Annotated in this window: 22 protein-coding genes; 9 read left to right on the top strand and 13 right to left on the bottom strand. The window is 69.3% G+C overall.

What is annotated here, in order from left to right; all coding sequences use genetic code 11:
• Positions 1–84: 84 nt before the first annotated feature.
• Positions 85–693 (top strand): DUF2325 domain-containing protein, encoded by a 609-nt coding sequence (locus tag AC07YS_RS01905; RefSeq protein ID WP_495267062.1) that lies wholly within the window; start codon positions 85–87, stop codon positions 691–693.
• 7 nt (positions 694–700) lie between these two features.
• On the opposite strand, the gene AC07YS_RS01900 is transcribed toward AC07YS_RS01905, so the two are convergent.
• Genes AC07YS_RS01900 through AC07YS_RS01890 form a run of 3 tightly spaced genes read right to left on the bottom strand, consistent with a single transcriptional unit; the run spans position 701 to position 4,458 of the window.
• Positions 701–2,560 (bottom strand): M61 family metallopeptidase, encoded by a 1,860-nt coding sequence (locus AC07YS_RS01900; protein ID WP_495267063.1) that lies wholly within the window; start codon positions 2,558–2,560, stop codon positions 701–703.
• A 4-nt stretch (positions 2,561–2,564) separates the two neighbouring features.
• Positions 2,565–3,284: a DsbC family protein gene (locus AC07YS_RS01895; protein WP_095746794.1), complete on the bottom strand. Its 720-nt coding sequence runs from the start codon at positions 3,282–3,284 to the stop codon at positions 2,565–2,567.
• Positions 3,285–3,330: 46 nt separating this feature from the next.
• A complete protein-coding gene (locus AC07YS_RS01890; protein WP_495267064.1) occupies positions 3,331–4,458 on the bottom strand; it encodes an FAD-dependent monooxygenase in 1,128 nt (375 codons plus the stop codon).
• Between the two features lie 57 nt (positions 4,459–4,515).
• On the opposite strand from AC07YS_RS01890, the gene AC07YS_RS01885 reads away from it, so the two are divergent.
• Complete coding sequence (locus tag AC07YS_RS01885) at positions 4,516–5,430, top strand: MOSC domain-containing protein (RefSeq protein WP_492742630.1); 915 nt, start codon at positions 4,516–4,518, stop codon at positions 5,428–5,430.
• Between the two features lie 339 nt (positions 5,431–5,769).
• Here the strand turns inward: AC07YS_RS01885 and rbsD are convergent, their stop codons facing one another.
• The 6 genes from rbsD to AC07YS_RS01855 all read right to left on the bottom strand — a co-directional run bounded on the left by rbsD (position 5,770) and on the right by AC07YS_RS01855 (position 11,852).
• A complete protein-coding gene (gene rbsD / locus AC07YS_RS01880; RefSeq protein WP_390348579.1) occupies positions 5,770–6,165 on the bottom strand; it encodes a D-ribose pyranase in 396 nt (131 codons plus the stop codon).
• A complete protein-coding gene (rbsK, locus tag AC07YS_RS01875; RefSeq protein WP_495267065.1) occupies positions 6,162–7,121 on the bottom strand; it encodes a ribokinase in 960 nt (319 codons plus the stop codon). Before rbsK ends, rbsD begins: the two co-directional genes overlap by 4 nt.
• Positions 7,118–8,197 carry a LacI family DNA-binding transcriptional regulator gene (locus tag AC07YS_RS01870; protein ID WP_095948030.1) on the bottom strand — a complete coding sequence of 360 codons (1,080 nt, stop codon included), beginning with the start codon at positions 8,195–8,197 and terminating at the stop codon, positions 7,118–7,120. Before AC07YS_RS01870 ends, rbsK begins: the two co-directional genes overlap by 4 nt.
• Positions 8,198–8,221: 24 nt before the next feature.
• On the bottom strand, positions 8,222–9,226 hold the full coding sequence (locus AC07YS_RS01865; RefSeq protein ID WP_062482008.1) for an ABC transporter permease: 1,005 nt from the start codon (positions 9,224–9,226) through the stop codon (positions 8,222–8,224).
• A gap of 5 nt (positions 9,227–9,231) precedes the next feature.
• A complete protein-coding gene (locus AC07YS_RS01860) occupies positions 9,232–10,836 on the bottom strand; it encodes a sugar ABC transporter ATP-binding protein (protein WP_495267066.1) in 1,605 nt (534 codons plus the stop codon).
• 62 nt (positions 10,837–10,898) lie between these two features.
• Positions 10,899–11,852, bottom strand: a complete 954-nt coding sequence (locus tag AC07YS_RS01855; protein WP_495267067.1) for a sugar ABC transporter substrate-binding protein — start codon at positions 11,850–11,852, stop codon at positions 10,899–10,901.
• Positions 11,853–12,115: 263 nt separating this feature from the next.
• Here AC07YS_RS01855 and ychF point away from each other — a divergent pair, with 263 nt between their 5' ends.
• A complete protein-coding gene (gene ychF / locus AC07YS_RS01850) occupies positions 12,116–13,207 on the top strand; it encodes a redox-regulated ATPase YchF (RefSeq protein WP_062479140.1) in 1,092 nt (363 codons plus the stop codon).
• 94 nt (positions 13,208–13,301) lie between these two features.
• On the opposite strand, the gene AC07YS_RS01845 is transcribed toward ychF, so the two are convergent.
• Positions 13,302–14,291 carry a trypsin-like peptidase domain-containing protein gene (locus AC07YS_RS01845; protein ID WP_493195730.1) on the bottom strand — a complete coding sequence of 330 codons (990 nt, stop codon included), beginning with the start codon at positions 14,289–14,291 and terminating at the stop codon, positions 13,302–13,304.
• A 134-nt stretch (positions 14,292–14,425) separates the two neighbouring features.
• On the opposite strand from AC07YS_RS01845, the gene AC07YS_RS01840 reads away from it, so the two are divergent.
• The gene (locus AC07YS_RS01840; protein WP_070062765.1) at positions 14,426–15,100 is read left to right on the top strand and encodes a glutathione S-transferase; all 675 of its coding nucleotides are present in this window, start codon (positions 14,426–14,428) and stop codon (positions 15,098–15,100) included.
• Between the two features lie 19 nt (positions 15,101–15,119).
• Here AC07YS_RS01840 and AC07YS_RS01835 read toward each other — a convergent pair whose 3' ends face one another.
• Positions 15,120–15,590: a YqaA family protein gene (locus AC07YS_RS01835; protein ID WP_056577751.1), complete on the bottom strand. Its 471-nt coding sequence runs from the start codon at positions 15,588–15,590 to the stop codon at positions 15,120–15,122.
• A gap of 183 nt (positions 15,591–15,773) precedes the next feature.
• Between AC07YS_RS01835 and dusB the strand changes: the two genes are divergently transcribed.
• The 3 genes from dusB to purH are packed head-to-tail and all read left to right on the top strand — an operon-like array spanning position 15,774 to position 18,717.
• A complete protein-coding gene (dusB, locus tag AC07YS_RS01830; protein ID WP_070062764.1) occupies positions 15,774–16,832 on the top strand; it encodes a tRNA dihydrouridine synthase DusB in 1,059 nt (352 codons plus the stop codon).
• 24 nt (positions 16,833–16,856) lie between these two features.
• The gene (locus AC07YS_RS01825) at positions 16,857–17,093 is read left to right on the top strand and encodes a Fis family transcriptional regulator (RefSeq protein ID WP_056577757.1); all 237 of its coding nucleotides are present in this window, start codon (positions 16,857–16,859) and stop codon (positions 17,091–17,093) included.
• Positions 17,094–17,109: 16 nt separating this feature from the next.
• Positions 17,110–18,717, top strand: coding sequence for a bifunctional phosphoribosylaminoimidazolecarboxamide formyltransferase/IMP cyclohydrolase (gene purH / locus AC07YS_RS01820; protein WP_495267068.1), 1,608 nt, complete (start codon positions 17,110–17,112; stop codon positions 18,715–18,717).
• A gap of 76 nt (positions 18,718–18,793) precedes the next feature.
• On the opposite strand, the gene AC07YS_RS01815 is transcribed toward purH, so the two are convergent.
• Positions 18,794–19,270 (bottom strand): hypothetical protein, encoded by a 477-nt coding sequence (locus AC07YS_RS01815; RefSeq protein ID WP_062479124.1) that lies wholly within the window; start codon positions 19,268–19,270, stop codon positions 18,794–18,796.
• A gap of 143 nt (positions 19,271–19,413) precedes the next feature.
• A complete protein-coding gene (locus tag AC07YS_RS01810) occupies positions 19,414–20,316 on the bottom strand; it encodes a LysR substrate-binding domain-containing protein (protein ID WP_495267069.1) in 903 nt (300 codons plus the stop codon).
• A gap of 159 nt (positions 20,317–20,475) precedes the next feature.
• Between AC07YS_RS01810 and AC07YS_RS01805 the strand changes: the two genes are divergently transcribed.
• Both AC07YS_RS01805 and AC07YS_RS01800 read left to right on the top strand, forming a co-directional pair.
• Positions 20,476–21,453 (top strand): Bug family tripartite tricarboxylate transporter substrate binding protein, encoded by a 978-nt coding sequence (locus AC07YS_RS01805; protein WP_495267070.1) that lies wholly within the window; start codon positions 20,476–20,478, stop codon positions 21,451–21,453.
• Between the two features lie 45 nt (positions 21,454–21,498).
• Positions 21,499–22,899: an amidase family protein gene (locus AC07YS_RS01800; RefSeq protein WP_495267071.1), complete on the top strand. Its 1,401-nt coding sequence runs from the start codon at positions 21,499–21,501 to the stop codon at positions 22,897–22,899.
• Positions 22,900–22,902: the final 3 nt, after the last annotated feature.

Raw genomic sequence — 22,902 nt, 5'->3', positions numbered from 1 at the left:
CCCAGCCAGGCTTCGGGCCCGCTGACGCGCGGGTGTTTCATTTGAGAATTGTTCTCATCTAGAATGGCCGCCATGGACTTCCCGATGCAAGAACATGCCGTGTTGCTGCGGGCCTATGCCCGGGTGCAGGAGCGTTGCTCGCGCCTGCTGGTGGAGCAGGCCGCCCGGGTCGAGCGGCTCGAGGCGCAGATCGTGCGGCTGCGCGGTGCGCTGGTGGCGCGCGGCTCGGCGATTGCCATCGTGCGCGAAGAGCTGGCGGCGCGCGCGGCCGTGGGCACCGCCTTGCCCCAGCGCCTGCATGCGCTGCTGGCGCCGGGCGGCCGGCGTCACCATGCCTTGCCGCCGGGGCCGCAGGTGCCGGCCGACCTGCGGGCCAAGTCGGTGCTGTGCGTGGGCCGTTCGGAAGCGACGCCCGAGGCGCCTTCGCTGGCGCGCCAGCTCGTGGAGATTGCCGGCGGCCGTTACCTGCACCACGACGGCGGCGACGAGGCCGACGACCCCGCGGCGCTCGAGGCGGGCCTGCGCGCCGCCGATCTCGTGATCTGCCAGACCGGCTGCGTGAGCCACGGCGCCTACTGGCGCGTGCAGGACCACTGCCGCCGCACCGGCAAGCCCTGCGTGCTGGTGGGCGAGCCGCAGCCGATGCTGTTCGTGCGGCCGCCGCTGGCGGCGGCCGTCGATCACCCGGCCTGAAAGGAAATTACGGCTTGGCTGCGAGCCAGGCCGAGATCTTGGCCGCGTCGTGCGAGAACAGCCGCCACGTGGTCGAGCCCGTCGGCAGCGTGAGCGGCAGGCGCAGCAGCCGGCGGTCGCGCGCGACGAGGGCAGTGCACTTGGTGGCATCGCCGAGGTACAGCGCCAGGTCGTCGAGCTTCGTGAGGCGCCAGGCCTGCGCGGGTTGCGTCGCGCCCTTGCCGCGACCACCGACGGCCGGCAGCTCGATGCCGATCCATTCGTCGTTGGCCGAGAAGCCGGCCTTCTCGGCGGCGCCGCCGCGCAGCACCACCTTGATCTGCACGCTGCCGCCGGCTTCGGCCACGCGCAGGCCGAGCGCCTGCGCGGGTTGCGACGGGTCGTCGAGCGTGGCCACGCCGTGCGCGCGCAGCAGGTCGGCCAGCGGGAGTTCGTCGGTCGAATGCACCCAGCGCGCGAGTTCGGGGGCGTACGAGCGTCCGCCCACGGCTTCGAGCGCGGTTGCGATGTCGGCCTCGCTGATCGGGCCGCCGTTGCTGTGCGTCCAGAGGTGGCGCATCACGTCGTCGAGCGTGCCCTTGCCTTCCTGGCGCAGCGTGAGGTCGAAGCACAGCGCCACCAGCGCACCCTTGGTGTAGTAGCTGACGGTGCTGTTGGGCGTCTGCTCGTCCTGGCGGTAGTACTTGACCCAGGCGTCGAAGCTCGCGTCGGCCACCGGCTGCACCAGCCGGCCGGGCGTCTGCAGCACCTGGTTGATGGTCTTGTTGAGCAGGCGCAGGTACGCGGCGTCGTCGATGCGGCCGGCGCGGCGCAGCAGCAGGTCGTCGTAGTAGCTCGTGAAGCCCTCGAAGAACCACAGCAGCTGCGTGTAGTTCTCGCGGCTGTAGTCGTAGCTGGCGAACTCCGCCGGGCGCATGCGCTTGACGTTCCAGGTGTGGAAGTACTCGTGGCTGATGAGGCCCAGCAGCGTGGTGTAGCCCTCGGGCTGCTTCTTCTTTTCGCCGCGCAGCGGCAAGTCGCGGCGGTTGCAGATGAGCGCGGTGGAATGGCGGTGCTCGAGCCCGCCGTAGCCGTCGTCCACCGCATTGAGCATGAACACGTAGCGGTCGATCGGCAGCTTCGGGCCGCCCCGCTTGCCGGCCTTGTCGCCGTGCCAGAAACGGATCTCGGCTTCGCAGATGGCCTTGGTGTCGGCAATGAGGCGCTCGCCGTCGAACGAGGCCGCGGCGCCCGCGATCACGAAGCGGTGCGGCACGCCGCAGGCGTCGAACTCGGCGCTCCAGAAGGCGCCCATCTCGACCGGGCTGTCGGCCAGTTCGTCGTAGCCGGCGGCGCGGTAGCTGCCGAAGCCGTGCTTGTCGGTCTTCGTCGGCACGAGCGCGGTGGCGCACGACCAGCGCGCGGCGTCGGCCGCCAGCGCGGGCGGCACGATTTCCAGCGCGTGCGGCGCCTCGGTCTGGCCCTCGACACGCAGGCAGACGCTGGTGCCGTTGAAGAAGCCGCGCGTGGCATCGAGCCAGGCGGTGCGCACCGAGTTGTCATAGGCGCACACCTGGTAGTGCAGCACCAGCGGCTGGCCCGGCACGCAGTCGATCTGCCAGCTGCACTTGTCGAGCTGCGTCAGCACCGGCTTGCGGCGGCCCTGCGTGGCGCGCAGGCCCTGCAGGTTCTTGGCGAACTCGCGCACGAGGTAGCTGCCGGGAATCCACACCGGCAGCGCCACGCGCTGCTGCGCGGCGGGCGCGGCGATGGTCAGCGTGACGGCGAACAGGCGCGCATGCAGGTCGGCGCACTCGACGCGGCAATGCACAGCGGGCGTGGCGGTTGCAGCCGCGGCTGCGCGCCGGGAAGCGGAGGTCGTCGCCATCGGATCAGTTGGCGGCGGCGAGCTGCTTCTCGACCTGCTCGGCGGGAATGGCGCCCGGGACGCGGCTGCCGTCGGTGAAGATCAGCGTGGGCGTGCCGGTGATGTTGTACTTGCGGCCGAACTCCACGTTGCGCTCCAGCGCCGTCACGTTGCAGCTGGTGGCGGCGGCGGCGGGCTTGACGTTGCCTTCCATCCAGTCGGCCCAGGCCTTGCCCGGGTCCTTGCTGCACCAGATGTCGCGCGACTTGGCGGTCGAATCGGGGCCGAGCACGGGGTACAGGAACATGTAGACGGTCACGTTGTCGACCTTCTTCATGTCTTTTTCGAAGCGCTTGCAGTAGCCGCAGTTCGGGTCTTCGAAGACCGCGACCTTGCGCTTGCCGTTGCCGCGCACGATCTTGATCGCGTCCTTCAGCGGCAGCTTGTCGAAGGCGACGGCGGTGAGCTTCTCGACGCGCTCTTCGGTGAGGTTGCGGCGGGTCTTGGCGTCGATCAGGCTGCCCTGCAGCAGGTAGTTGCCCTGCTCGTCGGTGTAGAGCAGCTGGCTGCCGCCCACGCGCACTTCGTACAGGCCCGGCACGGGCGTCTTGGTGACTTCCTCGATGGGCGGCAGTTGCGGGATGTGCGTCGGCAGGTTCTTGCGGATCTCGGCCTCGCCCGCGCCGGCGGTGGAGAGCGTGAGCAGCGCGCAGGCGGCGACGAGAAGGTGGCGGACGAAGGTCATCGGGAAGGTTTCGGGAAAAAGGTGGAGGGCTGGAGGGCGCGGGGCGTCAGGCCTTCAGGCCCATGGCTTGTGCGGTGATCCAGTGCTTCACGAAGCGCGTGCGGTCGAAACCGCGCATGCCCCAGTTGCGCAATGCAGGGAGTGGACCCAGGTTGTGCGAGAAAAGTTGCTGCAATCCGTCGGTGGCCAGGCTCATCTGCAGCACGTCGGCGCGGCGGGCGCGTTCATAGCGGCGCAGCAGGCGGGCGTCGCCCACGCTGCGCCAGTAGTCGCGGGTGCGGATCACGTCGGCCAGCGCGGCCGCGTCGGCCAGGCCGAGGTTCAGGCCCTGGCCCGCCAGCGGATGCACCGTGTGGGCGGCGTCGCCCGCGAGCACCCAGGACTGGGTGGGCTGGCCGGGCATCGTGCCGGACCAGCGGTCGGCGATGGCGCGCGACAGCGGCCACACGGCGCGTTCGCTCGTGAGCCGCAGCGAGCCCAGCTCGCCGTGGCTGGCTTCGCTCACGGCGGCGCTGAATTCGTCGACGCCTTGCGCGACCAGCTCGGGCACGCGCAGCTGGTCGACCGACCACACCAGCGCCAGCGTCTTGCCGTGCACGCCGCCCAGCGGCAGCAGGGCGAACACCTCGCCGCGGTCGTTGAACCACTGGCGTGCGATGCCGTCGTGCGTGTGCGCGGCCTCGAGCCGCGCGGCCATGGCGTGTTGCGGGTAGCGCGTGACCTCGTAGCTCACGCCCAGCGCCGCGCGCGAGGCGCTGGCCTTGCCTTCGCACACCACCGTGAGCGGCGCGGCCACGGGCTCGGTCACCACGTCGATCAGGGGCTGGAAGCGCACCGCGTCGGCCAGTTGCTGCTCGAGCGCGGGCACGTCGACGATCCAGGCCAGCGCCTCGACCTTCTGGCGCGCGGCGCTGAACTGCACGCGGCCGCCGTCGTCGCCGTGCACCTGCATCTCGTGCACCGGCGTGGCATGGGCCGTGTCGGGCCAGGCGCGCAGCGATTCGAGCATGGTGCGGGACGCCGCGTTGAGCGCGTACGCCCGGATGTCTTCCTTGCCCGCAGGGGCCGGCGGCACCACGAGCGCGACACGCACGCGTTCGCGCGCCAGCAGCAGCGCCAGCGTGCGGCCGACGATGCCGGCGCCGCGGATACAAACTTCGGGGGAAAGGGCCATCAGATGATTGTAGGAGTTGCCTCGCGCGCGGGCGCCGATACCCGTTCATGCGGGAGAATGGCCAGCGATTTCAAAGGAACCCCCACCGTGTCGCAGCCGCCCGCTTTCGATCTCCAGGCCACCATCGCCCGCCTGTTCGTGTACCCCGTCAAGTCGTGCGCCGGCGTCGAGCTCGACGAGATGCTGCTCACCGAAACCGGCCTGGAGTTCGACCGCGCCTGGATGGTGGTCGACGCGCAGGGCGAGTTCGTCACCCAGCGGCAGCTGCCGCGCATGGCGCTCATCCAGCCGCAGATGAAGCACACCGAGGTCGTGCTGCGCGCGCCCGGCATGCTGGCGCTGCACCTGGCCTTCGACCGCGTCGAGCAGCCGGTGCGCGTGCGCGTGTGGAAGGACGAGGTGGCGGCCTACGACATGGGTGACATCGCGGCCCAGTGGTTCAGCGACTTTCTTTCGGAGCCCGGCAAGCCGCAGACGCTGCGCCTGGTGCGCTTCGACCCCGAGCACCAGCGCCTGTCGAGCCTGAAGTGGACCGACGGCGTCGAGGCGCTGAACCAGTTCGCCGACGGCTTCCCGCTGCTGGTGGCCAGCGAAGGCTCGATCGCCGAACTCAACGAGCGCCTGGCGGCGGCCGGCCACGGCCCGGTCGGCATCGAGCGCTTCCGCCCGAACATCGTGCTGGCCGGCATCGAGTCGCACGACGAAGACCGGGTCGACGCGCTGCACGTCACCACCGGCGAGGGCGAAGCCGAGCTGCGCCCGGTCAAGCCCTGCACGCGCTGCCCCATTCCCGACATCGACCCGGCCACCGCGCTCAGCAGCCCCGAGGTCGGCGACATGCTGCGCACCTACCGCGCCGACGCGCGCGTGGACGGCGGCATCACCTTCGGCATGAACTGCATCGTGGTGCAGGGCGTGGAGCACATGCTCAAGGTGGGGCAGTCCGTCGGCGCGAACTACCGCTTCGAGTGAAGGGCATGGCGCGCGCCTGAGCGGCGTGCGGTCAACTCGGGGTGCGTGCACAGGACACCGGGTATTCCCCTCCGCGAATGTCCCCCGCCTTCGGCTCCTCCTTGATTTCGCTGCGGGGAGCACCCGATGCCCTGCGCACGAGGGCACGCTCTGCGTTTGCGGGCGATCAACGATTGCTGCGAACGACGCTCACGCTGATGGGGTGCCTTGCGCAGCGAAATCAAGGGGGAGGCCGAAGGCCGGAGGACATTCGCGGAGCAAGGTGCCCCGTCGGCGGGAGCGCGCCCCGAACAATGCCCGATCTGACCCCAGACAGACCGGGGGCAGTCGCTCAGAGTCTCAGAACTTCACGCCGGCGATCAGGATGATGTTCGCGTAGGGCGTGCATTCGCCCGTGCGCACGATGGCGCGGGCCTTCGCGCTGCGGCGCTTGAATTCTTCATGCGACACCGTCTGCGGCGCGATGCCCAGCGTCTGCGGGTACCAGCCCGGCAGCGCCTTCGCATCGCCTTGCAGCGCTTCGTCGGCCACGACGATGGCCTCGACCTGCATCTCGGACAGCACCGCTTTCAGCACATCGGTGATCCCCGGCACGCCGCGTGCCACGGCCAGGTCGATGCGGCGCGGGCCGTCGGGAATGGGCAGGCCGGCGTCGCCGATCACCAGCATGTCGCCGTGGCCCATCGAGGCGATCACGTGGGAGAGTTCGGCGTGCAGCAGGGGAGAGCGTTTCACAGCGTGATCCAGTCGGGGGGCAGGGGGCTGCGCAGCACGGCGTCGCGCAGCGGAATGGAGGGTTGGGCGCCGGGCTGCTGGATGCACAGCGCGGCGGCGCGGACGCCCAGGCGCACGGCCTCGTCGAAGGATTGGCCTTCGCCCAGCGCCACGGCGAGCGCGCCCAGGAAGGTGTCGCCGGCGGCGGTGGTGTCGACCGCCTGCACCTTCGGCGCGGGATGGTGGCGCGCGCCGTCGGCGTCGACCGCCACGGCGCCGCGCGAACCCAGTGTCACGACCACGCGGGCGATGCCCTTGGCGCGCAGCGCCTGGCCGGCCCGGGCGGCGTCCTGCGGGCTGTCGGCGGACTGGCCGCACAGCGTCTGCGCCTCGATCTCGTTGACGACCAGCGTGTCGATCTGCGGCCACAGCGCCTCGGCGATCGGCTGCACCGGCGAGGGGTTGAGCAGCACCTTGCAGCTCGCGCCGTGCGCGAGCGCGATGGCGCGCGCGACCTGGTCCATCGGGGTCTCGAACTGCGCGACGAGGAAGGCCGCGCCCTGCACCTGCTGCGTCAGCGAGGCCTCGTCGATGGCGACGCGCGCGTTGGCGCCGGGGATCATCACGATGCGGTTCTGGCCGCTGTCTTCCACGAGGATCAGCGCCGTGCCGGTCGGCTCTCCCGCCACGGTGCGCAGCGCGGCGGTGTCGATGCCGTCGCGCGCGAGCGCATCGCGCAGGGCCGCGCCATGCGCGTCGTCGCCCACGCAGCCGATCATCTGCACCTGCGCGCCTTCGCGTGCGCAGCTCACGGCCTGGTTGGCGCCCTTGCCGCCGGGGATGGCGTCGATGGAGCGGCCCAGCAGGGTTTCGCCCGCGGCCGGCGCGTGCGGCACGCGCAGCACGATGTCCATGTTCAGGCTGCCGAGCACCACGATGCGCGGCGGCTTGGAGGAAGAAAGAGGCTGAAGGCTCACGAGGTGCGGGACTTGGAAGGTGTGGCGGTGGTGGAAGGAGCGGGCGTCACGCCGGCTTCGCGAAAGCCCGCGTGGCGCGCGGTCGAGGCGCGCACGCGCAGCTCGGGCTGCAGCACGACCTTGCGGGCGTCGCGGCGCTTGCCGCCCATGCGCTCCAGCAGCATGTCGACCGCCAGCGCGCCGATGCGCTCCTTGGGCTGAGCCACGGTGGTGAGCGGCGGGCTGGTGTAGGCCGACAGTTCGATGTCGTCGAAGCCCACGATGGACAGTTCGTCGGGCACGCGCACGCCGCTTTCATGCGCGGCGCGCAGCGCGCCGATGGCCATCAGGTCGTTGCACACGAACACGGCCGAGGGCTTCTGCTCGGTGCGCAGGATGGCGTGCATCGCCTCGTAGCCGCCTTGGCTGGTGAAGCCGCCGCGCCACAGCAGCGCGTCGGCGTTCGGTGTCGAGCCAGTCTCCGCCAGCGCCATGCGCCAGCCTTCGATGCGCTGCTCGCTCGAGGTCACGCCCAGCGGCCCGCCGATGCAGGCGATGCGCTTGTGGCCCAGCGACAGCAGGTGCCGCACGGCGAGCAGGCCGCCCTGCATGTGGGCGGTTTCCACCAGGTCGCAGGCCGGGTCGGCGATCTCGCGGTCGACCAGCACGGTGGGAATGCGCAGGCCGCGCAGCTGGGTGGCGAGCGAGTCGTCCTCGTCGGCGCCGGTCGACACCACGATGAGCCCGTCGATGCGGCGCTCGGCCAGCACCTGCAGGTACACGCTCTGGCGCCGGGGCTCGTCGTCGGTATTGCACAGCACCAGCGTGTAGCCGGCGCCGAAGCAGCGGTCTTCCACGATGCGCACGATCTCGGCGAAGTAGGGGTTCGAGCTGTTGGGAATCAGCATGCCCAGCGTCGAGGTGGTGTTGCTCTTGAGGCTGCGCGCCATTGCGTTGGGCACGTAGCCCAGCTCGCGGATCGCCAGCTCGACGCGCTCGCGCACCTTGGCGCTCACGTGGCGCGTGTCGTTGACGACGTGCGACACGGTGGTGACGGAAACGCCCGCCTGGAGGGCGACGTCCTTGATGGTGGCCATGGTTGTCTTTGTTCCTGTGGAAGCTCAGGCCAGTCGACGATCGGCCCGGCGCTGGCGCAGGGTGTCGATGATGACGGCCACCACGATCACCGCGCCCGTGATGATGCGCTTGCTCGGTTCGCTCGCGCCCACCTGCGCCAGGCCGGCCTCGAGCACCGCGATGATCAGCACGCCGAAGAAGGTGTTGACCACCGAGCCGCGCCCGCCCATGAGGCTGGTGCCGCCGATGACCACGGCCGCGATCACCTGCAGCTCGATGCCCACGCCCGCGTTCGGGTCGGCCGCTTCGAGGCGGGCCGACTGCATCAGGCCCGCGAGCCCGGCCAAGAGGCCGGTCACGGCGAACACGATGATGCGGATCGGTCGCGGGTCGATGCCCGCCAGGCGCATGGCTTCCTCGTTGGTGCCGATGCCCACGACATGGCGGCCGAACACGGAGCGCGTGAGCACCAGCTGCCCCACGGCCACCAGTACCACGGCGAGCACGAAGGCGGCCGAGATGCCGCCGATCCACGGCGCGGCCAGGCCCGAGATGGCGTCGCCCACGTACTGCGTGCGCGAGTCGGTGACCAGGTAGGCGCCGCCGCGCACCGCTTCGAGCATGCCCAGCGAGACGATGAAGCTCGGCAGCCGCCAGGCGACCGACACCGCGCCCGTCACCGTGCCGCAGATGAGGCCGGTGGCCAGCCCGAGCAGGGCGGCCAGCGGCACCGAGAGCTTCCATTCGAGGATGGCGGCGGCCGTGACGGCCGCGCTCAGCGCGAGCACCGAGCCCACCGACAGGTCGATGCCCGCGATGATCAGCACGAAGGTCATGCCCACCGCCATCACGGCCAGCGCCGGGATTTCGTTGGCGATGGAGATGAAGGTCTCGCGCGTGAGGAAGTATTCGCTCATCGAGCCGAAGAGCGCAATCATGCCCAGCAGCACGACGGTCAGGCCCAGGTAGGTGCCGAGCTGGCCCTTGAGCGCGGACGGCGGCTTGCCGGCGGCGGCGGAAGCAGGAGAAGAGGGAGAGGCTGCGTTCATGGTCGTCAGGCGTCGGCGGAAGTCGGGGCGGAGGCTGCGGAAGAAGGGGCGGAATCCGCCGGGGAACCGGGCACGCGGCCCGTGGCGTCGCTGAAGGCGGCGGCGAGCAGCGACTGTTCGCTCCACTCGCCGCGTTCGAACACCGCGACCAGCCGGCCGGCGCTCATCACGCCGATGCGGTCGCACATGGCCATCAGCTCGCGCAGGTCGCTGGACACCATCAGGAGCGCCTTGCCGGCGTCGGTCATGCGGTCGAGTTCGGCGTACAGGTCGGCGCGCGCGCCCACGTCCACGCCGCGCGTGGGTTCGTCCAGCAGCAGCACCTTGCATTCGCGGTGCAGCCAGCGTGCGAACACCACCTTCTGCTGGTTGCCGCCGCTGAGCGTCGATACGGGTTGTTCGATGCTGCGCGAGCGGATGCGCAGCAGCTCGACCAGCCGGCGCGCAATCTGGCGCTCCTTGGCGCGGCGCAGCCAGCCGGCGTGCGAGATCGCGCCGAGATCGCTCAGCGTGGCGTTGACGCGGATCGGCTGCGTGAGCAGCAGGCCCTGCGACTTGCGGTCTTCGGTCACGAGGCCGATGCCCGCGCGAATGGCCTGCATCGGCGAGCGCCAGCCCTTGCGCGCATGCCGAATGGGCTGCGCGGCCGGCGTGCCGTCGTGCAGCACGACCTCGCCGCGGTCGGCGCGGTCGGCGCCGAACAGCAGCCGCACGAGCTCGGTGCGGCCCGAGCCGACCAGGCCGGCCAGCCCCATGACTTCGCCCGCGCGCAGTTCGAGATCGACGTCGCGCACCACCTGCGCCCGGCCGATGCCGCGCGCGCTCAGCAGCACCGGGCCCGCCACGCGGCGCGCGCGGCCTTCGTGCTCGTGCACCGCGCGCCCGACCATGCGCTGCACCAGTTCGGATTCGCGCACGCCGGCCATGGCGCGCACGTCGACCAGCTTGCCGTCGCGCAGCACCGCCACGCGGTCGGCGATGCGCTGCAGTTCTTCGAGGCGGTGCGACACGTAGACGATCGCCACGCCGCGCAGCTTCAGCAGTTCGATCTGCTCGAACAGGTGCGCGGTTTCGCGCGGCGTGAGCATGGCGGTGGGCTCGTCGAGCACCAGCACGCGCGTGTCGTCCTGCAGGTTGCGCGCAATCTCCACCATCTGCTGCTGGCCGATGCCCAGCCGCGCCACCGGCGTGGCCGGGTCAATGCCGTCCAGGCCGATCTTGGCGAGCTGGCGCTCGGCCAGTTCGTGCAGCGTGGCGCGGCGGATCCAGCCGCTCTTGTGCGGCAGGCGGTCGAGCAGCAGGTTCTCGGCCACCGACAGCGTGGTGACGAGGCCGAGTTCCTGCATGACCATGCGCACACCCAGGCGCTCGGCATCGCGGCGCGAGGCCGGCGCGAAGGGCTGGCCGTCCAGCAGCATGCCGCCGCGCGTGGGCTGCACCAGCCCGCAGACGATCTTCGACAGCGTGCTCTTGCCCGCGCCGTTCTCGCCCGTGAGCGCCAGCACCTCGCCGGCGCGCAGTTCAAGAGAAACCCCGTCGAGCACCGGCGCCGCGTAGTCCTTGCCGACCGTGCTCAGGGCGAGCACGGCGGTGGGTAAGGGCGGATTCATGGCGGCGTCGGGTGCGGCGGTCAAAACGAGGTCTTCTTCTTTTTAGAGGGGAGCGGAATGGCTTACTTCGACGACTTGGTGACGAGCACCACGTCGGTCTTCACTTCAGCCGGCATTTCCGATTCCTTCTTCTTGTCGGCGATGGCCTTCAGCGCGGTCTCGATGCCGAACACGGCCTGCTTGGCGGCGAACTGGTCGGCGGTGGCGAGCACGCGGCCGTCCTTCAGCATCGGCTTGATGGCGCCGATGTTGTCGTAGCCCACCACCAGCACCTTGCCGGTCTTGCCCGCGGCCTTGACGGCGGCCACGGCGCCCAGCGCCATGCTGTCGTTGCCGGCCAGCAGGGCCTTCAGGTCGGGGTGCTCGCGCATCATGCCGGCGGCCACGGTGTTGCCCTTGTCGATTTCCCACTGGCCCGACTGCACGCCGACCACGGTCATGCCGCCGGCCTTCATGGCGTCCTGGTAGCCCAGCGTGCGCTGCTGCGCATTGAAGGTGGTCGACACGCCTTCGATGATGCCGACCTTGTCGCCCGACTTCAGCTCCTTGGCCAGCGCATCGCCCACCAGCTTGGCGCCGGCACGGTTGTCGGGGCCGACGAAGGGCACCTGGATGCCCTTTTCCTTCAGGGCGTCGGCGTCCAGCCGGTTGTCGATGTTCACGACCAGGATGCCCTTGTCGATGGCTGCCTTGATTACCGGCACCAGCGCCTTCGAATCGGCGGGTGCGATGACCAGCGCGTTGATCTTCTGCGCCACCATCTGCTCGACCATCTTGATCTGGGCGGCGGTGTCGGTCTCGTCCTTGATGCCGTTGGCCACCAGCGTGTACTGCGCGGCGTTGGCCTTCTGGTGCGCCTTGGCGCCGTCTTCCATGGTGCGGAAGAACTCGTTGGCCAGCGACTTCATGACCAGCGCGACCTTCGGCTTGTCCTGCGCGAAGGCGGGCGTTCCGGCGATGGCGCCCAGCAAGGTCAGTGCGGCAGCGCTTTGCAGGGTACGGCGGGTGAACTTCATGGTGGATGTCTCCTGAAATGAGGGGTCAGAGCGGAACGCCGGTCTGTGCCGGGGGCCCCGATGTTAATCGAGGGAAACGTTTGCGCAAACGTTTGCCAGTCGGGTCAAACCCTGAGCCTTTCGGGCCTCGAAGCCGCTGCCAGAGGGCTTTCGTGCGGAGTCGAGCGCCTTGGAAAAGGACGCGCCGGCGTGGCGGGAAGGGCGCCCGACCCGGGGGAGAACCCGGTCAGCCTAAAATCGGGGGTTACCCAAGAGGACCTCCCATGAGTTTGCAATGCGGCATCGTCGGCCTGCCCAACGTCGGTAAATCCACCCTTTTCAATGCGTTGACCAAGGCCGGCATCGCAGCGGAAAACTATCCGTTCTGCACCATCGAGCCCAACGTGGGCGTGGTGGAAGTGCCCGATCCGCGGCTCGACCAGCTGAGCGAGATCGTCAAGCCCGAGCGCGTGGTGCCCGCCATCGTCGAGTTCGTCGACATCGCCGGCCTGGTGGCCGGTGCCAGCACCGGTGAAGGCCTGGGCAACAAGTTCCTGGCGCACATCCGCGAGACCGACGCCACCGTGAACGTGGTGCGCTGCTTCGACGACGAGAACGTGATCCACGTGGCCGGCAAGGTCGACCCGATCTCCGACATCGAAGTGATCCAGACCGAGTTGTGCCTGGCCGACCTGGCCACGGTCGAGAAGGCGCTGCACCGTCACACCAAGGTCGCTCGCTCGGGCGACAAGGACGCGCAGAAGCTCGTCGGCCTGCTCGAACGCTGCCAGGCTGCGCTGAACGAGAACACGCCCGTGCGCGCGCTCGAGTTCACGAAGGAAGAGCTGCCGCTGGTGAAGAGCTTCACGCTCATCACCGCCAAGCCCGCGATGTTCGTGGGCAACGTGTCGGAAGACGGCTTCGAGAACAACCCGTACCTCGATCGCCTGCGCGAGTACGCCGCCAAGCAGGGCGCGCCCGTGGTCGCCATCTGCGCCAAGATCGAAGCCGACCTGGCCGAGATGGACGACGAAGACAAGAAGATGTTCCTCGCCGAAATCGGCCAGGAAGAGCCGGGCCTGAACCGCCTGATCCGCGCCGCCTTCAAGCTGCTGGGCCTGCAGACCTACTTCACCGCCGGCGTGAAGGAAGTGCGCGCCTGGACCATCCACATCGGCGACACCGGCCCCCAAGCTGCCGGCGTGATCCACGGCGACTTCGAGAAGGGCTACATCCGCGCCCAGACCATCGCGTTCGACGACTACATCGCCTTCAAGGGCGAGCAGGGCGCGAAGGACGCGGGGAAGATGCGGTCGGAAGGCAAGGAATACGTCGTGAAGGATGGCGACGTGATGAATTTCCTGTTCAGTTCCTGATTTCGCGCGCCCCACCGGGGGCAACACCTGAGGCCCGGCGAAGCCGGTTCCTCGGTGTTTCACGAAGGAGCCGCCTGACGGCGAGCCGCTTCGATCATTCGGTCTTCTGCTTGCCCCACACCACGGTGTCGTCCACCGCATAGGCGGCGCACGTCACCTTGCGTTCAGTGCAGCCTTTCAGATGCTCGGTCAGCGCGGCCGAGCTGGTGGCAGTGCCGAACTTCTGATCGCCGGTGATCAGGAAGATCCGGGGCCGGGCCTGCAGCAGGAACTGGCGGTACGCATTGCGCACCGGGGTCGGGTCGGCGCCGATGGAGGGCAGGGCCTGCAGGTCCGACAGCTCGGCGTGGCCGGACGGCGCGGGTTCCCCGTTGGGGCCGAACACCACGCCGGTGGTCTTCAGCAGATCGCGCCATGTCGCCAGCTCCGTGGTCACGCGCTGAGGCAGTTCCATCACCCATTGCGCCGGATAGGCAAAGCCGAGGTTCGCGCCGCCGGGCGCCACGCTGTCGGTCACGCCGACCAGCCGGCCCTCGGTGTCGAACAACCCGCCGCCGCTGGAGCCTGAAGACACGGGCGCAGACGTTTGCACGATCGGCAGTTGCCCGGGCGCGCGCGGACGCAGCGCCGAGATCAGGCCCTCGCTCAGCGTGCGTTCGAGGCCGTGCGGGCTGCCGACCGCGAACACGCGCTGGCCGACGCGCAACTCGGCGGCGGGCACGATCTGCACGGCGGGCAGCTGCAGCGGCGTTTCGCTCGTGAGCACGCACAGGTCGCGCGACGGGTCGGGGTCGCGCACGATGCGGGCGATGCGCAGCGTGGTCGGGCCCTGCTCCACGGTGACGGCGACGGCGCCGTCGACCACATGGCAGGCCGTGGCCAGCGCGCCCGGGGTCACAGCCACCGCGCTGCCGATGGCGGTCTGGTTGTTGCCGCGTTCGCCTTTCACGGTCCAGACGGCGGGCGCGACCTTGCGGAACACCTCCTCGGGCGTGAGTGCCCAGGCTTGGCAGGCCGCAAGGCCGAGCCAGAGTCCGGTGATGAACAGCGAGGTGCGGCGGCGCCGCGTGGAGTGAAGGGCCATCCGGGTCAGTGTAGGAAGCGGCCCTACGGTTTGCCGTAGGCGATGACGCTGTCGCAGCGGGCGCCTGAAGCCCGCACGTGTTGTGGTTAGACTGCGCGCCCGCTGCATCCTCTGCCGGAAGGCCTTCATTCGCCATGCTCACTGTCCATCACCTGAACAACTCGCGCTCGCAACGTGTGCTCTGGCTGCTCGAAGAGCTCGAGCTGCCCTACGAGATCGTCCATTACCAGCGCGACCCCAAGACCATGTTGGCGCCCGCTTCGCTGAAGGCCGTGCATCCGCTGGGCAAGTCGCCCGTGGTGACGACCGACGACGGCGCGACGCTGGCGGAATCGGGCGCGATCATCGAGTCGCTCATCGAACGCTACGGCCAGGGTCGGCTCGCGCCCGCGCCGGGCTCGCCCGAGGCCTTGCGCTACCGCTACTGGCTGCACTTCGCCGAAGGCACGGCGATGTCGCCGCTGCTGCTCAAGCTGGTGTTCGACCGCATCGAGACGAGCAAGATGCCCTTCTTCGCCAAGCCGATCGCCAAGGCCATCGCGGCGAAGGCGAAGTCGGCCTTCATTCATCCGAACATCACGGGCCATCTGAATTTCATGGAGGCCGAACTCGGCCGCAGCGAGTGGTTTGCGGGCAATGAATTCACGGGCGCCGACATCCAGATGAGTTTCGTGGTCGAAGCCTCGCAGGCGCGCGGCGGGCTCGATGCGCGGCGCCCCAAGCTCATGGCCTACCTGGAGCGCATCCATGCGCGCCCGGCCTACAAGCGCGCGCTGGAGCGCGGTGGCCCCTACGAACTGCTGAGCTGAGTTTTTTCGACCGCGCGCTTCATGACGGGAAGACGTAAAGGAGCGCGTAGGTCATCGTCACGTAGCGCAGGAACTTGCCGATCGCCATGTAGCCCACGCAGGGCCAGAACGGCAGCTTGAGCCAGCCGGCGACCGCGCACAGCGGGTCGCCCACGATCGGCAGCCAGCTCAGCAGGCAGGCCTTCGGGCCCAGCCGCTCGAGCCAGCCGAGCACGCGCAGGTGGTGTTTCGAGTGCGAGTACTTGTCGGCCACCTTGTGCGCGCCGTAGCCCATCCACCAGTCGACCGCGCCGCCCAGCGTGTTGCCGATGGTGGCCACGGCAATGGCCTGCCAGAACATCTCGGGGTTGAGTTTCAGCAGGCCGAACAAAATCGGTTCGGAGCCCACCGGCAGCAGCGTGGCCGACACGAAGGCCGCGATGAACAGCGTCGAAAGTCCGTACTGGGGGAGCGCGAGGAGCGCCAGGAGTGCGTCGAGCCAGGCTTGCATAAGGTCGGCGAAGTATAGGCAGCGCTCACGTCGCAAGCGCGTGGGAGAAGGCCCCGCGAAATACTGGTGTTTACGCCTGTGTCGCAAGCGCAAAAAGGCGTAAATCGTTTCAGTCGCTGAAATGCCACGTGGCTACAATCGTGCCTCATTTTTCAGCAGCCGACCCGCACAGCACTCCTTCCCATGACCTTGCAGATCGGCACCCACACGCTGGAAAACCGGCTGTTCGTCGCGCCCATGGCCGGCGTGACGGACCGGCCCTTCCGCATGCTGTGCCGCGAACTCGGCGCGGGCTATGCGGTCAGCGAGATGGTCACCTCGCGCAAGGAACTCTGGAACACGCTGAAGACCTCGCGGCGCGCCAACCACGACGGCGAGCCGGGCCCCATTGCGGTGCAGATTGCCGGCACCGACGCGGCCATGATGGCCGAGGCCGCGGTCTACAACATCGAGCGCGGCGCGCAGATCATCGACATCAACATGGGCTGCCCGGCCAAGAAGGTCTGCAACAAGTGGGCCGGCTCGGCGCTGATGCGCGACGAGCCGCTGGCCCTCGAAATCGTGCAGGCCGTGGTCGACGCGGCGCAACCATTCAACGTGCCGGTCACGCTCAAGATGCGCACCGGCTGGAGCGAAGACCACCGCAACGCGGTGAAGCTCGCACGCGACTTCGAATCGGCCGGCGTGCAGATGCTCACGGTGCACGGGCGCACGCGTGAGCAGGGCTACAAGGGCCACGCCGAGTACGACACCATCGCCGCCGTGAAGGCCGCGGTGCGCGTGCCGGTGGTGGCCAACGGCGACATCCGCTCACCCGAGAAGGCGCGCGACGTGCTCGCGGCCACGGGCGCCGACGCCGTGATGATCGGCCGCGCCGCGCAGGGCCGGCCGTGGATCTTCCGGGAGATCGCGCATTTCCTGGACACCGGCACCCACCTGGCGCCGCCGCTGGTGGCGGAGGTGCGCCGGCTGCTGCTCGACCACCTGGTGGAGCACTACGCGCTGTACGGCGAGTTCAGCGGCGTGCGCACGGCGCGCAAGCACATCGGCTGGTATGTGCGTGCGCTGCCTGACGGCGAGGCGTTCCGCGCACGGATGAACGCCATCGAAGACTGCGCCGGCCAGCTGCGCGCGGTCGACGACTATTTCCAGGGGCTTGCGGACCGCATGGACCGCATGCCCGCCCCGACGGCAGACGAGGAGCCGGCGGGAGAAGAGGAGACGGCCTGCGCCGTCGATTGAGCGAAGACAAAAAGAGAAGAAGCAATGAGCAAGAAACACATCGAGGACTGCGTTCGCAGCAGTCTGGACAGCTACTTTCGCGATCTGCGGGGCACCGAACCCGACGGCATGTACGAGATGCTCGTGCGCGTGGTCGAGAAACCCCTGCTCGACGTCGTCATGACGCGCGCCGAAGGCAACCAGTCCCGGGCCGCCCAATGGCTGGGCCTGAACCGCAACACGCTCCGCAAGAAATTGGTCGAGCACAAACTTTTGAAATAACTCCACGGCATATCCCATGGCTCAGACCGCACTCCTTTCCGTTTCCGACAAGACCGGCATCCTTGAATTCGCGCAGGCCCTGCATGGCCTGGGCGTCAAGCTGCTGTCCACCGGCGGCACCGCCAAGCTGCTGGCCGACGCCGGCCTGCCGGTGACCGAGGTCGCCGACCACACCGGCTTTCCCGAAATGCTCGACGGCCGCGTGAAGACGCTGCACCCGAAGATCCACGGCGGCCTGCTGGCGCGCCGCGACCTGCCCGCGCACGTCGCTGCGATCAAGGAGCACGGCATCGACACCATCGACCTGCTGGTGGTCAACCTGTATCCGTTCGAAGCCACAGTGGCCAAGCCCGGCTGCACGCTGGAAGACGCCATCGAGAACATCGACATCGGCGGCCCCGCCATGGTGCGCAGCGCCGCCAAGAACTGGAAGGACGTGGGCGTGCTCACCGACGCCTCGCAGTACGCCGTGGCGCTGGCCGAACTCAAGGCCGACGGCAAGCTCAGCGACAAGACCAAGTTCGCGTTCTCGGTGGCCGCGTTCAACCGCATCGCCGACTACGACGGCGCGATCAGCGACTACCTCTCGGCCATCGATTTCGACGCCAGCATCGGCCAGCCCGCGCCCACGCGCTCGCTGTTCCCCGCGCAGAGCAACGGCCGCTTCGTGAAGGTGCAGGACCTGCGCTACGGCGAGAACCCGCACCAGCAGGCCGCGTTCTACCGCGACCTGTACCCGGCGCCCGGTTCGCTCGTGTCGGCCAGGCAGCTGCAGGGCAAGGAGCTGAGCTACAACAACATCGCCGACGCCGATGCGGCGTGGGAATGCGTGAAGAGCTTCGACGTGCCGGCCTGCGTGATCGTGAAGCACGCCAACCCCTGCGGCGTGGCCGTGGGCGCCGATGCGCTCGAGGCCTACAGCAAGGCCTTCAAGACCGACCCGACCTCGGCCTTCGGCGGCATCATCGCCTTCAACCGTCCGGTCGACCTGGCCACCGCGCAGGCCGTCAACAAGCAGTTCGTCGAAGTGCTGATGGCACCGGGCTACACGCCCGAGGCGCTGGAAGTGTTCCAGGCCACCAAGGCCAAGCTCAACGTGCGCGTGCTTGAGATCGCGCTGCCCAAGGGCGGCGCCACCGACTGGGACAACGGCCGCAACGCGATGGACGTCAAGCGCGTCGGCTCGGGCCTCCTGATCCAGACCGCCGACAACCATGAGCTGGCCCTGGCCGACCTCAAGGTGGTCAGCAAGAAGCAGCCCACGCCGCAGCAGCTGCAAGACCTGCTGTTCGCCTGGAAGGTCGCGAAGTACGTCAAGAGCAACGCGATCGTGTTCTGCGCCGACGGCATGACGATGGGCGTGGGCGCCGGCCAGATGAGCCGCCTCGATTCGGCGCGCATCGCCAGCATCAAGGCCGAGCATGCGGGCCTGTCGCTCAAGGACACGGCGGTGGCGAGCGACGCCTTCTTCCCGTTCCGCGACGGCCTGGACGTGGTGGTGGATGCGGGCGCGGGCTGCGTCATCCAGCCGGGCGGCTCGATGCGCGACCAGGAAGTGATCGACGCGGCCGACGAGCGCGGCGTGGTGATGGTGTTCTCGGGCGTGCGCCACTTCCGCCACTGAGCCTGCGGCCCTGCGGGGCCTGCCCGAACAGAACAAGGCCAGGGTCGCTCGCGCGGCCCTGGCTTTTTTGTGGCTGCTACTCGTGCGTGCCGAAGCGGTACTTGAGCTGGAAGCTGATCGCGCCGTACAGCCGGTTCCTGATCGTCGGCACGTAGGCGATGTTCAGGCCCCAGTTCTTGCCCTCGATGGCGGCGGTCGGAATGATGGCGGGGAACCAGTTGCCGTTGCGGTAGTCGGGGTAGCCGTCGAAGCCGCCCACCACCGCGCCGAACTTCACGCCGTAGAACTCGAAGGGCAGGATGTACAGGCCGACATAGTGCGACTGGCGCCGGTTGCTGTTGTGGAAGGTGCCGGCCGTGACGCGGTAGGTGTCGTTCAGCGGGTACTCGAAGCCCAGGCCCGGGTTGGCGTTTTCCAGGCCCTTGCCGCTGTCGAAGTGGGCCGAGTAGAAGCCGGGGTTGACCCAGATGTTCTTCGGCTCGAAGGACTGCGCCAGCGCGAGGCCCGGCAAAAGAAGGGCACTCAGCAGTGGCAGCATGCGCAAGGGGGTCATGGGCGGGGCATCCTGAAATTGGTCTGTCTCGCGGCTTCGATGGTGGCTGCGATGACGGCTTCCCTTGGGTCTGCGCGCGGGGGCATGGCCCCGCGAACGCCGGCGCAATATACACGCGGCGATCACGAAAACGATGACATCGCTCAGGCGGGCCGCGCCAGGTACTTGCGAAACAGCTCGGCCAGCCGCAGCGCCGCCAGCGACAGCGGCTTGCCGCGCGGCGAGACGATGCCCAGCTCCAGCGGCGGCACCGGCACCGGCATCGCGAGCGGCACGCGCTCCACCAGATCGGCATACGGCGGCATGGTGAGCATGCCGGCCGGCCCGACCATCAGCGCGTCGCTGCGCGTGAGCAGGCCCCAGCTCACGCCAAACGACGCCACCTCGATGCGGTGCTCGGGCAGCGGCAGGCCCTGCGCGGCGTACTGTTCGAGCAAAAAGGTGTGCTGGCTGCCCGGCGCCAGGTGCATCAGCCATTCGGCGCCCGCCACTTCTTCCCAGCGGGTGGCGCGGTTCAGCGGATGGCCGCGCCGGCAGAGCACCGCCATCTCGATCATGTCGAGCCGCTCGAAGGCGAAGTCGGCGTCGAGTGCCGCGGCGACCGGGCCCGCCACCGCGAAGTCGATCGTGCCTTCGCGCAGCAGCGGCAGCACCTGGGGAATCAGGCCGTCGAAGAGCTTGAGCTGCGCATGCGGCATCGCCTTGCGGAAGGCGCGCACCACCTCGGGCAGCACGCCCAGGAACACCATCGGCGTCACGGCGACGGCCACGCGCCCGTGCTGGCTGCCCTGGAGGATGCGGATGTCCTGGCGCGCGAGTTCGAGCTGCTGGTGCGCCAGCCGCGCGCGCACGGTGAGCTGGCGGCCGCACTCGGTGAACTCGATGCCGCGCGAGCTGCGCAGCACCAGCTGGGCGTCGACCTCGGCCTCGAGTTCGCGGATCGCCTTGGTCACGGCCGCCTGGCTCAGGTGCAGGCTGCGCGCGGCGGCGCGGATGCTGCCGGTGTCGGCCAGCCGCAGCCAGGCCTTGAGCTGGTGGTCCTTCATGCGGCGCATTCTGCCGCCCGGCGCCACCGGGTGATCCCCAGACAAACGCAGGTTGTCATCGCGACAAGCGATTGTCTTTTCCGGCGCGCGGCCGATTTCTAGACTTTGCGCACCGGTCGTCTCATGGTGAGCGGCGGGACTCTCACAGGAGATACCTTCGTGCCTGCACTGTCATTCGCGTGGACCCGCCGCACTGTCCTGGCCGGACTGGCCGCTGTTGCCCTGGGCGCCTCGGCCCAGTTTCCCGAGCGCCCGTTGAAATTCATCGTGCCCTACGCCGCCGGGTCGGGCGTGGACGTGGCGGTGCGGCCCGTGGCCGATGCGATGGGCCGCGAGCTGGGCCAGGCCCTGGCGGTGGACAACCGCCCCAGCGCCGGCGGCATCGTCGGCACGCAGGCGCTGGCCACCTCCGCGCCGGACGGCTACACGGTCGGTTACGGCAACCTCGTCACGCTGAGCATCAACCCCGCCTTCTTCTCGAAGCTGCCCTACGCGCCCGAGAAAGACCTGGTGCCGGTCGGCCTGATCTCGAGCAACGCCTACGTGCTGATCGTGCGCAAGGACCTGCCGGTGCGCAACCTGCAGGAACTGGTCGCCTATGGCCGCGAGCACCCGGGCAAGCTCTCGGCCGGCTCGCCCGGCATCGGCAGCGCAGGCCATCTGACCGGCGAACTGCTCAAGGCCGAGACCGGACTGACGATGGTGCAGGTGCCCTACAAGACCGGCACCCAGGCGGTCGGCGACATGGTCAACGGCCAGCTCGACGTGACGATCGAGAACATCTCGGCGGTGCTGCCGTTCATCCAGCAGGGCCGGGTCAAGGCGATCGCCGTCACCAGCGCGAAGCGCGCCGGCGTGCTGCCCGAGGTGGCGACGGTGGCCGAGAGCGGCGTGCCCGGTTTCGAGGTGGTGGCCTGGGGCGCGCTGATGGCGCCGGCGGGCACGCCGCGCAAGACGGTCGACCGGCTCAACACCGCGTTGCGCGCCGCGCTGGCCGACCCGGCCGTGGTGCGCGCCAACGCCGCGCTGTCGATCGAGGCGCTGCCTTCGAGCCCCGAGGAACTCAGCGCGCTGATGAAGCGCGAGAAGCCGCGCTGGGCCGACGCCGTGCGGCGCGCGGGCGTCAAGGGCGACTGACGCACGTCCGATCGATCGATTTCATTTTTCCCAAGGAGACAACGCATGCAACTCTGGCAACTGGAAGCCGCCGACCTGGCGCAGCGCATCAAGGCGCGCGAGGTCTCGTGCGTCGAGGCGGTGCGCAGCAGCCTGGCGCGCCTGGAGGCCGTCAACCCGCGGGTGAACGCGGTGGTCGACGGCTGCGCGGATGAGGCCCTCGGCGCGGCGGCGCAGGCCGATGCCGTGCTCGCGCAGGGCGAGGCGACCGGGCCGCTGCATGGCGTGCCGGTCACCATCAAGGTCAACGTCGACCAGCGCGGGCATGCCACCACCAACGGGGTGGAGGCTTACCGCAGCGTCGTGGCGAAGGACGACAGCCCCGTGGTCGCGAACCTGCAGCGCGCCGGCGCGATCGTGGTCGGCCGCACCAACACGCCCGCGTTCTCGATGCGCTGGTTCACCGACAACGCAGCACACGGACGCACGCTGAATCCGTACAACGCCGATGTCACGCCGGGTGGTTCAAGCGGCGGCGCGGCGGCGGCGGTCGCGGTCGGCATCGGCGCCATCGCGCACGGCAACGACCAGGGCGGATCGATCCGCTACCCGGCCTATGCCTGCGGCGTGTACGGCCTGCGCCCGAGCTTCGGGCGCGTGCCGGCCTTCAACCCTTCGGGTGCGGGCGAGCGGCCGATGGTGGTCCAGCTCACGTCGGTGCAAGGGCCGCTGGCGCGCAACGTGCGCGACCTGCGGCTGGCCTTTGCCGCGATGGCGCAGCGCGATGTGCGCGACCCGTGGTGGGCGCCCGCGCCGCTGGAATCGGCCACGTCGGGCAGTCCCGTCAGCGTGGCGCTGTGCACCGAGCTGCCCGGCTACGCCTGCGACCCCGAGGTGGCCGATGCCTTGCAGCGCGCCGCGCGCCGCCTGGAGCGCGCCGGCTACCGCGTCGAGCCCGCGCAGCCGCCGCGTCTGCGCGAGACGGCCGACCTCTGGTTGTCATTGACGATGGCTGACAGCCGGCTGCTGGTGGAAGAGGCGCTGATGCGCGATGGCGACGACACCATCCGCCAGGCCTACCGCGCCATGGATGCGCACGCGCCGCAGTTCGACACAGCAAGCTATATGCGCGCCCTGGCTGCGCGCACGGGCCTGATGCGTGAATGGGCGCTGTTCCTTCAACGACATCCGCTGCTGCTGATGCCCGTGTCGTGGCGCCATCCGTTCCCGGTCGATGCCGACCAGCGCGGCAGTGCCGCGATGCGGGAGATCCTGGATGCGCAGAGCCCGCTGCTGTCCACCGCGATCCTGGGCTTGCCGGGGCTGTCGGTGCCGATGGGCATGCGCCACGGGCTGCCCACGGGCGTGCAGCTCGTGAGCGACCGCTTCCGGGAAGACCTGTGCCTGGCCGCGGCCGAGGTGCTCGAAGCCGAGGCCGGGCCGGTGGCGGCGGTCGACCCCGCCTGAGCG

Source organism: Variovorax sp. GW458-11-26-14-LB1, assembly GCF_059423965.1.
Note: the sequence above shows the minus strand (reverse complement) of the source record. Positions and strands in the feature narration are given on the sequence as shown.